The following is a 14,349-nucleotide window of genomic DNA, read 5'->3' on the forward strand; positions in this document are numbered from 1 at the left end:
TCATCCAGCCAGTGCCTCATCCAGCACCGCACCGAAGTTACCGGCGTCGTGCGCGAAGCGGCCCAGGAACAATCCGGAAACGCCGCCCAGTCCGGGCAGGAGGCCAGGCTTCGCTGAACCGCCGTAGATGACCGGAAGCTCCCGCAACCCGTGCGCGGCGAGCAGGCCGCGGAGGTGATTGACGACGTCGGACACGTACCCCGCGTTGGCGGGCTCGGCGGCGCCGATGGCCCAGACGGGCTCGTAAGCGACGATGAGGCGCGAGGCCAGTTCCCAGTCGCCCCCAACGGCAGCCTCAATCTGCCCGTGCACAAAGCCTGCGGCTGCCCGGGCCGCAACGGCGGCGTCGCCGTCGGAGGCGTCCGCCAAGGAGTCCTCGCCGACGCACAGCAGGGGCGTCAGCCCGGCGTCGGCGGCGGCCCGGACCTTCAGCGCCACCATGGAATCGTTTTCGCCGAAGTGCGCCCGGCGTTCGGCGTGGCCGATCTCCACCAGGCGGACGCCGAGCTCCGCGAGCATGGACGGCGCCACCTCCCCGGTCCACGGGCCGTCCGCCCAGCCGCAGTTCTGCGCACCGAGCAGCATTGGCGAACCGGCCAGGAGAGCGGCGGCCGCCGGCAGCGCCGGGAAGGACGGGATCACAAACGGGACAACCCGCCCGGCCGCCAGGGCCGGACGGGAGTCCACTTCGTGCCGCAGGCGCTCCAGCCAGTCCAAGGTGTCCCGGTAGCCCAGGTACATCTTGGTGCTGACGCCGACATACGTGACGGAGTCCGTGACCGAGTCGATAGCACTGTCAGTGACTGTGCCCGTGTCCTGGCTGGTTGAAGCGTGCTGCATCTGTGTTGCTTTCTTGCTGGTGTGTTTTCCTATTGGCGACAGCGTCCGGACTCACTTCTCGAGAAGTTCGTCCGCCTTGTTCTGGAACCGCTTGGTCGCGAACATCATGGCGGCCGCCAGGAACGGCAGGACGCCGAGGGCGTAGACGCCCATGGTTCCCGTGTCGGACGCCGTGACCTGGTTGACCGTGGTGCGCAGGATCGGGGCCACGAAACCGCCCAGGTTGCCCAGCGAGTTGATCAGGCCGATGCCCGCCGCGGCCGCCGTGCCGGTGAGGAAAGCGGTCGGGTAGGACCATGCGATGGGCCCGATCGACAGGAAGCTGCACACCGCAAGAGTGATGAAGATGATGCCCAGTGCCGGGATATGGTTTGCGCCGGCCCAGGCCGAGCCGAAGATGCAGAGCCCGGTGGAGATGAACAGCCCCGTGCCCCACACCCGGCGGCGGACGATGGTGTTGGCTGCCTTGCCGATGAAGTAGCAGGCGAAGATGCCGAAGAACCACGGGATGGCCGCCAGGAGTCCCACCGCGAAGCCAACCTTCTGGCCCGTCAGCTGCGCCACCTGCTGCGGCAGGTAGAACGTCACGCCGTACACTGCCACCTGGAGGCAGAAGTAGATGACCGTGAAGTACCAGACCTTGCGGTTCTTCATGGCGGCGAGCACGCCCCGGGGGCCGGTTTCCTCCTTGACGGTGTCCTCCAGTGCCATGACATCCAGCAGCGCCTTCTTTTCGCCCGGGTTCAGGAACTTGGCGTCCTGCGGGCTGTTGATCAGGAAGAAGTACGCGGCAATGCCGGCCAGGACCGCGAGCATGCCTTCAACGAAGAACATGACCTGCCAGCCGGCCACACCGGGAACCTGGTCGCCGATGTTGATCAGCCAGCCGGACAGCGGCGCGCCCATCATCTGGGAAAACGGCTGAGCCAGGTAGAAGATGGCAAACATTTTCACTCGGACCTTGTTCGGGAACCAGGCCGCCAGGAACATGATGACGCCCGGGAACAGGCCGGCTTCGGTGACACCCAGCAGGAAGCGCAGGATGATGAAGGAGGTCTCGCCCTGGACGAAGGCGAAGCACGCGGACACAATGCCCCAGGTGATGGCGATGCGGGCCAGCCACACCTTGGCACCGAACTTGGTCAGTAGCAGGTTGCTGGGGATTTCGAACAGTGCGTAGCCGATGAAGAAGATGCCGGCGCCAAGGGCGTAGGCCCCGGCGGTGACCCCGCGGTCCACACCAAGCGCTGCTTCTGCGAAGCCGACGTTGGTGCGGTCCAGGAAAGCCACCACATACAGGATGACCAGCATCGGCATCAGCCGGAACGAGGCCTTGGAAATCGCCGATTTGAGGACCGGTGAATCCAGGAGCTCCTTGGTGGATGTTGCTGTTAGGGACATCAAAACTCCTCTTTGAGTAAATCAGTTGCGAACGAAGGTGGTGCCTGGGGTCCTAGCGGGAGAATGCGATGATCATGATTCCGGCGAGGCAGGCGAGGATGCCCACGGCGAGGTAGATCCGGCGTTCGCGGCTCCAGGACCTGAGCCCCGTCACCTGGGATGTTGCTGGTTTGTGCTGTGCCATGGGTGGCCTTCCCTAGTGCATGTAGAGTCCGCCATCCACATTCAGCGTCTGGCCGGAGATGTAACCGGCGTCCTCGCTGATGAGGAAGGCGATGGCTGCTGCGATGTCGCGTGTGGATCCGACCCGGTTGACCACCAGGTCCTTGGTGAGTTCGTCCTTGCGTTCCTGGCTGAGCGTGCCGCCCATGATGTCGGTATCGATGGGGCCCGGGGAGATGGCGTTGACGGTGATGTCGTACTCCCCCAGTTCGCGTGCCGTGGCGCGGGTCAGGCCGATCACGCCGGCCTTCGCCACCGAGTACGGCGTCTTGGAGAACGTGCCGCCGCCGCGCTGCGCGGATACGGAGGAGATGTTGACGATGCGTCCGATCCGGTTCTTGACCATGGATTCGGCCACGCGGCGGGTGGCGTAATGGACGCCATTGAGGTTGATGTTCAGCACGCGGTCCCATTCGGCGGCGTCCAGTTCCAGGTACGGAACCGGTGAACTGACGCCGGCCACGTTGGCCAAGGCAACGATCTGCGGCAGCTCCGCTTCGATCTGATCGATCGCGTTGCGGACGGAAGTTTCATCGGCCACGTTGGCTCCGACACCGAAGGCCTGGACACCGTACTGGGCGGCCAGTTCCTTGGCTGCGGCCTTGCACAGGGCGTCGTCCAGGTCGATGATGCCGATGTTCCAGCCCTGCGCGGCCAGGTAGTTGACGGTGGCCCGGCCGATGCCGCGCTCGGAGACGGCTCCGGTGACGATTGCGGTGCGTTCTGCGGGGAAAATGCTCATGAGTGTGCTCCTGAATGATGACGAACGGGAAATCCTTGCCCGGCGATGGGGCCGGCGGCAGGGCAGGTCCTAATGGATCGGGGCGGGGCCGAGGTCTTCGAGAAGCTGCTGCATGGCGACGTAGGCCTTGTTGCGGTACGCGATCAACTCGGGGGTGCGCTCGGCCGGAACGTTGAGGAAGCCCGCACCGGTCTTGGTGCCCAGCTTCCCGGCGTCCACCAGGTCCGTGAGGATCTTGGGGGTGGCGAACCGCTCCGGGAAGTCGGTCTGGAGGGACTTGTAGCAGAAGTTGTAGACGTCCAGCCCGGCCATGTCCGCGATGGCAAACGGACCGAAGAACGGCAGGCGGAAGCCGAAGGTGGTGCGGACAAGGGTGTCCACGTCGTCCGCCGTCGCAATGCCCTGCTCCACCAGCTGCGCCGCTTCGTGGAAGAGCGCATACTGCAGGCGGTTGAGCACGAAGCCGGTGACGTCCTTGACGACCGCCGTCTGCTTGCCGGCGGCGTGGACCAGGTCGCGGGCTGCGCCGACGGTGGCCGCCGAGGTGCCGGCGTGAGGGATGATCTCGACACCGGGGATGAAGGGCGAGGGGTTGGAGAAGTGCACGCCGAGGAACCGCTCCGGGTTGGTGACCGGTTCGGACAGTTCGGCGATGGAGATGGTGGAGGTGTTGGAGCCGATGATGGCGTCCGGCCGGGCGGCGGCGCTGATGCGGGCCAGGGTCTGGTGCTTGATGGCGATGACCTCGGGAACGGCTTCCTCGATGAAGTCCGCGTCCGCCACGGCTTCCTCAATGTCCTTGGCGGCCCAGAGGTTCTGCTTCAGGATCTCTGTGGAACCGGCGGGGAACAGGCCGTCGGCCACAAACTGGTCCGATTCCGCCAGCAGGCGGTCGTAGTTGCTTTGCGCCACTTCGGCGGACACATCGGCGAGTGCAACCCGGGCCCCGCCGAGCGCCAGGACCTGCGCGATCCCGCCGCCCATGTAGCCGGAGCCGACGACGGCGATCTTCCGGGCGCTGTTCACGTCAAACGTCGCTGTGTTTTCCGCGTTTGCTGGGCCTTTTGCTGTTTCGGTCATGATCAGACTGCCTTCGTGTAGTCGGGCTCGTAGGAGCAGATGGCGTCCACCTTGGCGGCGGAGGATGATGTCTCGTCGAAACGGTAGTCGAGCCATTCGCCCACCAGTTTCTTGGCCAGTTCCAGGCCGATCACGCGCTGGCCCATGGTGAGGACCTGGGCATTGTTGCTCAGGACCGACCGTTCCACGGAGTAGCCGTCATGGGCGGTGACGGCGCGGATCCCGGGGACCTTGTTGGCCGCGATGGCCACGCCCAGTCCGGTGCCGCAGATCAGCAACGCACGGTCCGCTTCGCCGTCGGCCACCTTGCGGGCGGCGTCGACGGCGACGTGCGGGTACGCGGTTGAGTCGTTGGCGCCGACGCCCACATCCGTGACGGACGCGACCCGGCTGTCCGCTTCGAGGAGCGCCTTCAGCGCTTCCTTGTATTCGACGCCCGCTTCATCGTTTCCGATGACAATGCGCCAGCCTGCAGTGCTCTTGTCCGCGCTCATGGTTGTGCTCCATTTCCGGCCGCGGAGGCGGCCAGTGGTGAATCCGTCAGTGGTGAATCCGTCAGTTCAGAATCGAGATAGTTCGAGATCCGGGCGGCGATCAGTCCGAAGGACACCGCGCCGGGATCGGGATGGCCCAAACTCTTTTCGGCGAGGGGCCGCGCCCTGCCCTTGAGCGGCCGGAGCGAAGCGGTGGCGTCCGCGGCCTCCTGCGCGGCAGCCGCTGCTGAGGCGAGCGCCGCGCGTACCGGGGTGCCGCCGTCGAACGCGGTAAGGAATGCGTCCCGGAAGGGAAGCAGCGCGTCCACCATGGTTTTGTCCCCCGGTTCGGCCTTGCCGAGTTGGGTGATGGCGTCCACGAAGGCGGTGACGGCGGCTGCCGCGTCCTCGCCGCGGTACGAGTCCTTGTTGCCGAGGGCCAGGCCGGCGGCGATCACGGCGGATCCCCACAGCGCCCCGGAGGTCCCGCCGGCGCGTTCGCTCCATGCTTCGCCCGCGGCGGTGAGCACGCGTTCTGCCGAGGCCCCGGCTGCCGAGGTTTCCTGCGCTGCCGCGGCAGCTGCGTCCACGCCGCGGCGCATGCCGATGCCGTGGTCGCCGTCGCCCGCGATGGCATCCAGGTTGCCCAGTTCCTCTTCATGCTCGACGACGACGCCCTGCACCTGGGCGAGCACGGCGGCTGCCAGCCGGCCCAGCTCAGCTGCTGCCGCCGTCGTGTTTTCCACGTCGCCGGCTACGGCGTCTTCCGGTCCGGCCAGCTCGCGGCGGGCACGCGGGGCCAGGTTGCCCTTGCGGAAGGCGGGGGTGTCGGCCGGAGCTGCCCAGAACTGCTCCAGTTCGTCGTCCAGCCACAGCAGCGTCAGGGAGAGACCGGACATGTCCAGGCTGGTGACCAGCTCGCCGCATTCCGGTTCCACCACAGTCAGGCCGGCGGCGGTAAGGAGCTTGTCGATCTTCCCGAAGAGCAGGAACAGCTCGTCGTATTTGACCGTACCCAGGCCGTTGACGATGGCCACCACACGGTTCCCGGCGTCGTCGGGCTTGTCCGCGAGGAGCTTGGAGACCAGCAGTTCGGCGAGTTCGGAAGCGGTAGGCATGGGGTGTTCGGAGATGCCCGGCTCGCCGTGGATGCCCAGGCCCAGCGACATCTGGCCGGCGGGCACGTGGAACAGCGGCGCATCCGCTCCCGGCAGCGTGCAGCCGTCAAATGCCACGCCCAGCGAACGGGTGCGGTAGTTGGTCCGGATGGCAAGGCGTTCGACCGCGTCAAGGTCCAGCCCGGCTTCGGCTGCGGCACCGGCAATCTTGAAGACCGTCAGGTCCCCGGCGATGCCGCGGCGCTTCTCGATCTGGTCCAGCGGTGCGCTGGCGATGTCGTCCGTGACCAGGACGGTGCGGGTTTCGATGCCCTCGGCGTTGAGCCGCAGCTGGGCCTGGCCAAAGTGAAGCACGTCGCCGGCGTAGTTGCCGTAGCTCAGCAGCACGCCGCCGCCCGCGTTGGCGGCCTTGACCACCCGGTAGACCTGGCCAGCTGCCGGGGAAGCGAACATGTTGCCGCAGGCGGAGCCCATGGCGAGGCCCGGTCCCACGAGGCCTGCGAAGGCCGGGTAGTGGCCGGATCCGCCGCCCACCACCAAGGCCACCTGGCCGGCGGGCACCTCGGTGGAACGGACCACGCCGCCGTCCACCCGGGCGACGTACCCGCGGTTGGCTGCTACAAAGCCGTCCAGTGCCTCATCCGCGAAATCAGCGGGGTTGTCGAAGATCTGGGTCATGGTTTCCTCATTGAATCCGTGTTGGGAAGTAAGGCTGGGAGTCCGGAGTGGTGCGGCCGCCCCCGAATAGCGTGCCGGCCGCACCATGCGTTGGCTCAGACGGTGCTGAGTTCCGAGGCTGCGGGCAGCTGGCGTCCTTGCGCCACCTGGCTCCGGCCCAGTGTGTAGCCGTCCGTCTTGGGAAGGACGTGGCGGCGGAGGTAGTCCTGATTGCTGGCCGTCACGCTGAGGCCGTCTCCGCCGTAGTGCTCAGTGCAGAGAATGCCCTGGAAACCTACGGAGAGTGCCAGCTTGAAGGCCTCGCGGTAGTTGATGAGGCCGCTTTCCATCGGCGCCGGCATGGCGACGTACATGTCCCGGGCGGTGTCCTCGTCCCGGATGTAGTTCTTCATGTGCCAGTAGTTGGAGTACGGCAGGGTCTTGGCCACCATCTCGCGCCAGTCCTCGATAGGACGGTGGAGCCGGATCAGGTTGCCGAGGTCCGGGTTGAGGCCAACGTTTGAGAGGCCGATGTCCTCGACCAACTGCACCGAGGAGTCCGCAGTGCCAAGATAGGTGTCCTCGTACATTTCCAGGGAGAGCAGGACGCCGACTTCGGCTGCGTGCCGGCCCAGTTCGCGGAGACGGCTGACGGCGTTGCCCCAGGCTTCCTTTTTTCCGGCCGGGTCCTTGTAGCCTTCGACCGTCCAGAACCACAGCTGTTTCTGCTGCTCCGGCGTGATGGCCTGGTGGAGGCCAAAGGAGACGACCTCGCAGCCCAGTTCGGCGGCGGCGTCGATGGTGCGGTGGCTGTAGGCCAGGTTGGCTTCCCAGTTGCCTTCTTCGATGACGCTCCGGCGGATGGCGGAGATGACCGGGACGCCGATGCCCACGGTGTCCGCCGTCTGCTTGAACTCGGCCAGGCGCTCCTTGCTGAGATCGCCCGGGCGCACCCAGCTGTCGGTGAGGTCCGCATGGGCGAATCCGGCTTCCTTCACCTCGGTGAGGACCTCGGCCCAGGCTTCGGCGCCGGCGTCGTTGATGTGGGTTCCCTGGGCGTCGGTGCCCGGGAACTGAAGCAGGGCCGCAGTAATGGGCCAGTTCTCGGCTGTGTAGGCCATGGTGTTCACTCCTTTGTGCGAATCCTGTTTCCTATAGGATTTACTATCGACAAAGAGTTGTCAAGGTCACACTTCTGGTGGTGTCAGCCCAACTAGCTAGCAGTAGACGTCGTGAAAAGGCGCCGTCACGACATTAACTGCCAGTCACTTGGGAGAGAGCGCTAAGGGTGGGGCTTAGCCTTCCGGGGCGTCGGCGATGGCGCGGCCGCGGACTCTCCGGACGTGCTCGGCCATGGCCGCGGCAGCCGTCTCGGGGTCTCCCGAGGCCATCGCATCCAGGACGGCCTGGTGCTCGGCGATGGCGTTCTCTGCATCCGTGATGCCCACACCCCCGAAAAGCCGGAAGCGCTGGACCTGGCCGCCGAGCGCGGCATACGCCGCCACCATGAACTGGTTTCCGGTTTGTTCGGCGATGAGCCGGTGGAAGCGTTCGTCGGCTTCGAGGTAGTCGCGGTATTCAGCGAATGAGGGTCCCCGCGGCGCGGTCTTCAAGTCGGTCACGGCCTGTTCCAGCTGGGCGAGCCGCTCCTGGGTCAGCCGGCCGCAGGCAAGGCGGGCATTCACCGGCTCGATGGCCAGCCGCGCCTCCATGAGTTCGGCGAAGTCTTCGCGGGTGAACACCGGCGCAACCCGGTAACCCTTGAGCGCCACCCGGCGGACCATGCCCGTGTGTTCCAGCCGGGCAAGGGCTTCGCGGACCGGGGTGGGCGAAACGTCCAGGTCCCGGGCTGTGCCGTCGATGCTGACGGTGGCACCCGGTTCGAGCCGGCCATCCATCAGCGATTCCAGCAGTTCCTCGTAGACGTGGTCGGCCAGCACTTGGCGGCTCACGGGCTTGCCTTTGCGGCTGCCGGGACTGTTGATCTGGGACGGACGCTGCATGTTCAGATCCTATAGGGCTGGCAGCCAGTGGCGGACTTGGCCGGTCACAATCGTGGTTTGGCAGCCACGGACCGGAGCTCGGAGCAATGGTTTTGAGATGCACAAACAGGCGGGCACAATCGAGTTGCGCCCGCCTGTTTGCGGAGCCTGGGGAGCTCCCGTCTCTGAACCTGGAAGTGCTAGTTCTGCGACTCCTCGTAGAACGGGTAGTCCGTGTAGCCCTCTGCGCCGTCGGCGTAGAACGTGGCCTGGTTCGGTTCGTTGACCGGCAGGTCTTCGCGCCAGCGGCGGACGAGGTCGGGGTTGGCGATGGCCGGACGGCCCACCACCACGGCGTCTGCATGGCCGTCGGCCACCAGCGAGATGGCTTCCTCACGGGTGGTGATGACGCCAAACCCGGTGTTGACGAGGAAGGTGCCGTTGAAACGCGCACGCAGGTCCTGGACCAGTTCGCTGGTGGGCTCCTTGTGCAGGATGCTCAGGTAGGCCAGGTTCAGCGGCGCGATCGCATCTACCAACAGGCCATAGGTTTCGCGGACATCTTCGGCGTCCGTTTCGAGAGCGCCCTGGACGTTGTGCGCGGGTGAGATCCGGATGCCCACGCGGTCGGCGCCGACGGCCTCAACGACAGCCTTCACTACCTCGATGACGAAGCGCGCCCGGTTCTCCGGTGAGCCGCCGTAAATGTCGTCGCGCTGGTTCGACGACGGAGCAAGGAATTCGTGCAGCAGGTAACCGTTGGCGGAGTGCAGCTCCACGCCGTCGAACCCTGCCTCGATCGCGTTCAGCGATCCCTGGACAATTTCCTGGCGGATGCCGGGCAGTTCGTCGGTGGTCAGCGCATGCGGGACGGGGTGCGCCTGCTTGCCCTTGTACGTGCGGGTCTCTGCCTCGACGGCGATGGCGCTCGGTGCGACCACCCGGTGCCCACCGTTGATGTCCTCGTGCGAAACCCGCCCGCCGTGCATGATCTGTGCGAAGATCCGGCCGCCTTCGGCATGGACGGCGTCCGTGACCTTCTTCCAGCCGGCAATCTGCTCCGGCGTGACAATGCCGGGCTGCCCCGGGTACGAGCGTCCCGCGGGGCTGGGGTACGTGCCTTCGCTGACGATCAGGCCGAGCGATGCGCGCTGGCGGTAGTGCTCGGCAACGATGGCGGCCGGTACCCCCGCTTCGCCGGAGCGGAGCCGGGTCAGCGGGGCCATCACCAGGCGGTTGGGCAGTTCGAGCTCGCCGAGAGTCAACGGGGAAAACAGCATGCGCAGTTCCTTTCAAAGCGGATTGGGTCCACTGTTCCCAACTGCGAGGCGCCTGCAACTATTCCGGGTGAGACTCGGATCACTACGGGTGCACGATGATCTTCACCGCCGTGTCGTTGTGGTGGATCAGGGTGTCGAATCCCTTGTCCACCAGGTCATCCAGTGCGATCCGTCCCGTAATGAAGGGCTTGAGGTCCACTTTGCCTTCTTGGACAAGCTTGATGGCGGCCGCGTGGTCTCCGCGGTAAGCGATCGTTCCGCGAAGGTCGATTTCCTTGAGGACGATCTTCTGCATGTCCACGGTGGCCGGGCGTCCCCAGATGGACACGTTGACCACCACTCCGGCGGGCTTGACGACGTCGAGCATCGTGTCCAGAACGGCGTTTACGCCGGCGCATTCGAACGCAGCGTCCGCACCTGCTCCCCCGGTCAGTTCCAGCACCCGCGCCTTAACGTCGACTGCGCTGGGGTCGAGGACGTGGTCCGCGACGCCGGATGACGTGGCTTTCTCCTTGCGCGCGGCGGACAGTTCAGTCACCACGGTGGTGACGCCCAGCCCTTTCAGGACTGCCGCCGTGAGCAGTCCGATGGGACCCGCACCGCCGACGACGGCGACGTCACCGGCTTTCACGTCGCTCCGGCCGACGGCGTGATACGCCACCGCGAGCGGTTCGATGAGCGCGGCTTCGTCGAGTGGAATGTCGCCAACGGGATGGACCCAGCGTGAGTCGACCACGATCTTTTCGCTGAGTCCCCCGCCGCCGCCGGCCAGACCTATGAAACCCAGCTTGGTGCACAGGTTGTAGTTGCCCGCCCGGCACGGACCGCATTCGTCACAGACGAAGTACGGCTCCACCACCACACTGTCTCCGACGGAGAGCCCGGTAACGCCCTCGCCCACTTCCTCAACAGTTCCGGAGAACTCGTGTCCCAGGGTGACCGGGGCTTCCTCATGTGACAGCGTGTGGGGGTGTCCGGGCGGCGGGGTGAAAATGGGCCCTTCCAGGAATTCGTGGAGGTCCGTGCCGCAGATCCCGCACCAGGCGACGGCAATCTTCACGGCCCCTGGGCGCAGCTCCGGCTCCGGGATGTCTTCGATCCGGAGATCCTCGCGGGCGTGGAATCGTGCTGCTTTCATGGTGTTTTCCTTCGCTTACGGGCCGTGGATGCACCCGATCGGGCGCATCCACGGCATGTCGTTGGAGTGTCACAGCAGGTGGCCGTCACCCCCAGTGTGGTGCCCGGGAGTGTGATTGTCACGGCCCTCCCGGTCAGCGCTTGTGGTGGGTGGGCTGGAGCTCGTAGACCGGCGTGGGCAGCCCCTCCATGCGGGCCTTGAGCTGCAGGGCAAGGTAGTTGGAGTAGTGGCGGCTCTGGTGCAGGTTGCCGCCGTGGATCCAGAGGTTCTCCACGTTCGTGGGCTTCCACATGTTCCGCAGCTCCCCCTCCCACGGCCCCGGATCCTTGGGTGTGTCCGAGCCGAAGCCCCAGCATTTGCCGACGGCGTCCGCCACGTCAGGCGAGACCAGGTCCGCCAGCCAGCCGTTCATGGACCCGTAGCCGGTGGCATAGATGATGACATCGGCCTCCAGCTCGGCTCCGCTGTCCATGACCACCGCGTTGCCGGTGATCTTTGTGACCTGCCCGTTGGCAAGCTTGACCCGTCCGTCAATGATCAGCTGGGAGGCACCGACGTCAATGTAGTAGCCGGAACCGCGCCTCAGGTACTTGAGGAACAGTCCTGAACCATCCACCCCGAAGTCCAGGTCGAAGCCTGCGGCCTCAAGCTGGGAGTAGAACCCGGCATCGCGCCTGGCCATTTCTTCGTAGACGGGGATTTGGGCGTCCGGCAGGATCCGGTATGGCAGGGAGGCGAACAAAAGGTCGGCCTTCTCTGTGGTGACACCGCTGGCCAGGGCCTTCTCCGAGTAGAGGTCCCCGAGCGCCAGGTCCATGAGCGACTCGCTCCGGGCGATGTGCGTGGAAGACCGCTGAACCATGGTGACTTCCGCACCATGTTCCCAAAGATCGGCGCAGATATCGTGGGCCGAGTTGTTGGACCCGATCACCACGGCCTTCTTGCCTGTCCAGTCACCGCCGCCCGGGTGCTTGGACGAGTGGTACTGCTCCCCCAAAAAGGATTCGGCGCCGTCGAACGCTGGAACGTTAGGGTAGCCCGAGACGCCCAGGGCGAAGACGAGCTGCTTGGGCCGCAAGGTCACCGGTTCGCCGTCGCGCATTACCTGCACGATCCACTCTTGGGACGCTTCATCGAAACGGGCGTTGGTGCACTCGGTTTTAGACCAGTAATTGAGCTCCATGATCCGGGTGTAGTGCTCCAGCCAGTCACCGATCTTGTCCTTGGCCGCGAAGACGGGCCAGTCGTCGGGGAACTTCATGTACGGCAGGTGGTCGTACCAGACAGGATCGTGCAGGTGGAGCGACTTGTAGCGGTTCCGCCAGGAGTCACCGGGCTTCTCGTTCTTCTCGATGATGATGGTGGGGACCCCGAGCCGACGCAGCCGCGCGCCCAGGCCGATACCGCCCTGGCCGCCGCCGATAATCACGGTGTAGGGCTGGTCCTGGTATCCCAGCCGGGCTTCCTCTTCTTCCTTGAGTTCCAGCCACGACTTTCGGCCCTTGCTGATCTCGTGGGCCACGCCCTTCTCCCGGTTGGGCCCCTTCTTCTCCTCAAACCCCTTGAGTTCCTTCATGGTGGTGAGCAGCGTCCAGCATTTGCCGTTGCGGAGGCGCAGGTGGGCATAGCCCCGAGCCTGGGCCGTTTCGAAGTCCACCCAGGCCTCGGTGTTCGCAGCATCGCCGGTGGCATCCTCGGCGAGGCCCCAGTTGCCGGGTTGAACATCGGCGAGCGTGGCGTCCAGCATGCGCTTGATGGCGTCCTTGCCCTCGAGCGTCTTGAGGTTCCAGGTGAAGGATACGAAGTCGCGCCAGTAGGGTTCTTCTTCGAATAACTGCAGTGCGGCGTCGGTGTCCCTGCTGCGCAGCGCCTCTTCGAACTGCGCCAGCCAGGCCTCCACGATGCCGTTGGGTGTTTCAGGCATGATTCCTCTTTTCGTTGCTACGGCGGGCCGCTCCCGGTTCGCCTCGCTTTGACCGTTGGTGACCCGCATCACAAGTAAAAGGCGCCGGGGGTTACAATCGAGTGACACGGCGCCCTCCTTGGGAGAAGCTTCCGGCGAAGAGCCGTCAGCGCGCGGCCCGGGCACGATTCGATGACGAGTTGGGAGATGGCGGATGCGGACGGGCACCGGCGCGATCACGCATCTTCGCGACTTGAGATTTTCCGCACCGGCTGAGTACGCGCGCACGCTGCGCAAAGCCCATGAGGCCACCATTTCGGGTAGCCCCGACCCCTCGATTTCACCGGCCATTATCAAGTCCTGGCAGCGTTCGCTGGCGCTGGGCATCGACCCTGATCAGCACAGGCCGGTTCACCGGCACGGGGTGTCCGAGGCGCGGTCGCTCAGCGCCGGGCACCGCCTGGCGACCGTGATCCCGGCTCTGTCCCAGTTGCTGGCCGATGAGTCCGCCGCGGGCCGCCACCTGTTGATCGTCACCGATCAACAGGGTGAAGTGCTGTGGCGGGTGGGCAGCCGGCAGGCCCTGCGGCTGGCCGATTCCCTGGAGTTTGTGGAGGGCGCAGACTGGTCTGAAGCCGGAGTCGGGACCAACGCCATCAGCGAGGCCCTCGTGACCGGTGCACCTGCCCAGCTGTTCTCTGCCGAACACCTGGTGCGCACGCATCACGACTGGGCCTGCACCGCGGCCCCTATCCGCGACCCCTTCACAGGAGAAGTCGTGGGAGTGCTCGACGTTTCCGGCCCCTTCGAATCGGTAACACCGGACAGCCTGCGCATGGTGCGTTGCGGCGTGCGGCTGGCGGAGGAGCTGTTGAAATCTGCCGGTTCGCCTCGTAGAACCGATGCGGTTCGTCCCACGCTGACGCTGAGGTTGTTGGGTGACAAGCCGAGCGCCGAGGTCGACGGCGGTGCCCGGCTTCCGCTGACGCTGCGCCGTGCGGAGATCCTGGCGCTGCTGGCATCCCGGACACAGGGGTGGAGCGCCGATGAACTGGCATACAGGCTGCATGGCGAGGACGGCGCCGCCACGGCGATCAGGACGGAGATGCATCGCATCCGCGGCATCCTGGGCAACGTGGTGGAACCCAACCCTTACCGTTTCTCGTCGGCCGTCCGGGTAGTCACGGACATATCAGTGGTCGCCAATCATCTGCGGGACGGACGCGTGGCGGACGCGCTGGCCGCTTACCCCGCGAAGATCCTCAACCGTTCGGCAAACCTGTCCGTCGAGCTGATGCGGGACGAGCTCAATGAAGCCGTGGGGGCCTCGGTCCGTTCCAGCGGGGACGCCCAACTCATCATGCGGTGGTGCGCGAGCGACATGGGTGCGTCAGACGTCGAAGCGGCCGCGGCAATGGCGAGCCTGATCGGACCGGGCGATCCGCGCTTTCAACTGGTCCGCGCACGGATGGAACGGGTCGACCGGGAATTGCAGTCCTGACCGGGCCGGCGG

At 65.7% G+C, this 14,349-nt stretch carries 13 protein-coding genes; 1 reads left to right on the plus strand and 12 read right to left on the minus strand.

Translation table 11 applies throughout. The annotated features are described in order from the left end of the window. From JOE31_RS18325 to JOE31_RS18375, 12 genes are all read right to left on the minus strand, one after another. Positions 1-840 (minus strand): triose-phosphate isomerase family protein, encoded by an 840-nt coding sequence (locus JOE31_RS18325; protein ID WP_209747041.1) that lies wholly within the window; start codon positions 838-840, stop codon positions 1-3. Between the two features lie 51 nt (positions 841-891). Next, complete coding sequence (locus JOE31_RS18330; RefSeq protein WP_209747043.1) at positions 892-2,241, minus strand: MFS transporter; 1,350 nt, start codon at positions 2,239-2,241, stop codon at positions 892-894. Between the two features lie 52 nt (positions 2,242-2,293). Continuing rightward, positions 2,294-2,425, minus strand: a complete 132-nt coding sequence (locus JOE31_RS21745; protein ID WP_280872991.1) for a hypothetical protein — start codon at positions 2,423-2,425, stop codon at positions 2,294-2,296. Between the two features lie 12 nt (positions 2,426-2,437). After that, on the minus strand, positions 2,438-3,205 hold the full coding sequence (locus tag JOE31_RS18335) for an SDR family NAD(P)-dependent oxidoreductase (RefSeq protein ID WP_209747045.1): 768 nt from the start codon (positions 3,203-3,205) through the stop codon (positions 2,438-2,440). A 69-nt stretch (positions 3,206-3,274) separates the two neighbouring features. Beyond that, the gene (locus tag JOE31_RS18340; protein WP_209747048.1) at positions 3,275-4,285 is read right to left on the minus strand and encodes a 3-hydroxyacyl-CoA dehydrogenase family protein; all 1,011 of its coding nucleotides are present in this window, start codon (positions 4,283-4,285) and stop codon (positions 3,275-3,277) included. Positions 4,286-4,287: 2 nt separating this feature from the next. After that, complete coding sequence (locus JOE31_RS18345) at positions 4,288-4,779, minus strand: ribose-5-phosphate isomerase (protein WP_209747050.1); 492 nt, start codon at positions 4,777-4,779, stop codon at positions 4,288-4,290. After that, on the minus strand, positions 4,776-6,554 hold the full coding sequence (gene dhaL, locus JOE31_RS18350; protein ID WP_209747052.1) for a dihydroxyacetone kinase subunit DhaL: 1,779 nt from the start codon (positions 6,552-6,554) through the stop codon (positions 4,776-4,778). Before dhaL ends, JOE31_RS18345 begins: the two co-directional genes overlap by 4 nt. 95 nt (positions 6,555-6,649) lie before the next feature. Beyond that, on the minus strand, positions 6,650-7,654 hold the full coding sequence (locus tag JOE31_RS18355; protein ID WP_209747054.1) for a sugar phosphate isomerase/epimerase: 1,005 nt from the start codon (positions 7,652-7,654) through the stop codon (positions 6,650-6,652). Between the two features lie 174 nt (positions 7,655-7,828). Continuing rightward, on the minus strand, positions 7,829-8,536 hold the full coding sequence (locus JOE31_RS18360; RefSeq protein WP_209747056.1) for a GntR family transcriptional regulator: 708 nt from the start codon (positions 8,534-8,536) through the stop codon (positions 7,829-7,831). 179 nt (positions 8,537-8,715) lie between these two features. After that, positions 8,716-9,795, minus strand: coding sequence for an alkene reductase (locus tag JOE31_RS18365; protein WP_209747058.1), 1,080 nt, complete (start codon positions 9,793-9,795; stop codon positions 8,716-8,718). 82 nt (positions 9,796-9,877) lie between these two features. Beyond that, on the minus strand, positions 9,878-10,933 hold the full coding sequence (locus JOE31_RS18370) for a 2,3-butanediol dehydrogenase (RefSeq protein ID WP_209747060.1): 1,056 nt from the start codon (positions 10,931-10,933) through the stop codon (positions 9,878-9,880). 133 nt (positions 10,934-11,066) lie between these two features. Further along, positions 11,067-12,857, minus strand: coding sequence for an NAD(P)/FAD-dependent oxidoreductase (locus JOE31_RS18375; RefSeq protein WP_209747062.1), 1,791 nt, complete (start codon positions 12,855-12,857; stop codon positions 11,067-11,069). 193 nt (positions 12,858-13,050) lie between these two features. On the opposite strand from JOE31_RS18375, the gene JOE31_RS18380 reads away from it, so the two are divergent. Continuing rightward, positions 13,051-14,337 carry a helix-turn-helix domain-containing protein gene (locus tag JOE31_RS18380; RefSeq protein WP_209747064.1) on the plus strand — a complete coding sequence of 429 codons (1,287 nt, stop codon included), beginning with the start codon at positions 13,051-13,053 and terminating at the stop codon, positions 14,335-14,337. Positions 14,338-14,349: the final 12 nt, after the last annotated feature.

This window comes from Arthrobacter sp. PvP023 (genome assembly GCF_017832975.1).
Taxonomy (GTDB): domain Bacteria; phylum Actinomycetota; class Actinomycetes; order Actinomycetales; family Micrococcaceae; genus Arthrobacter.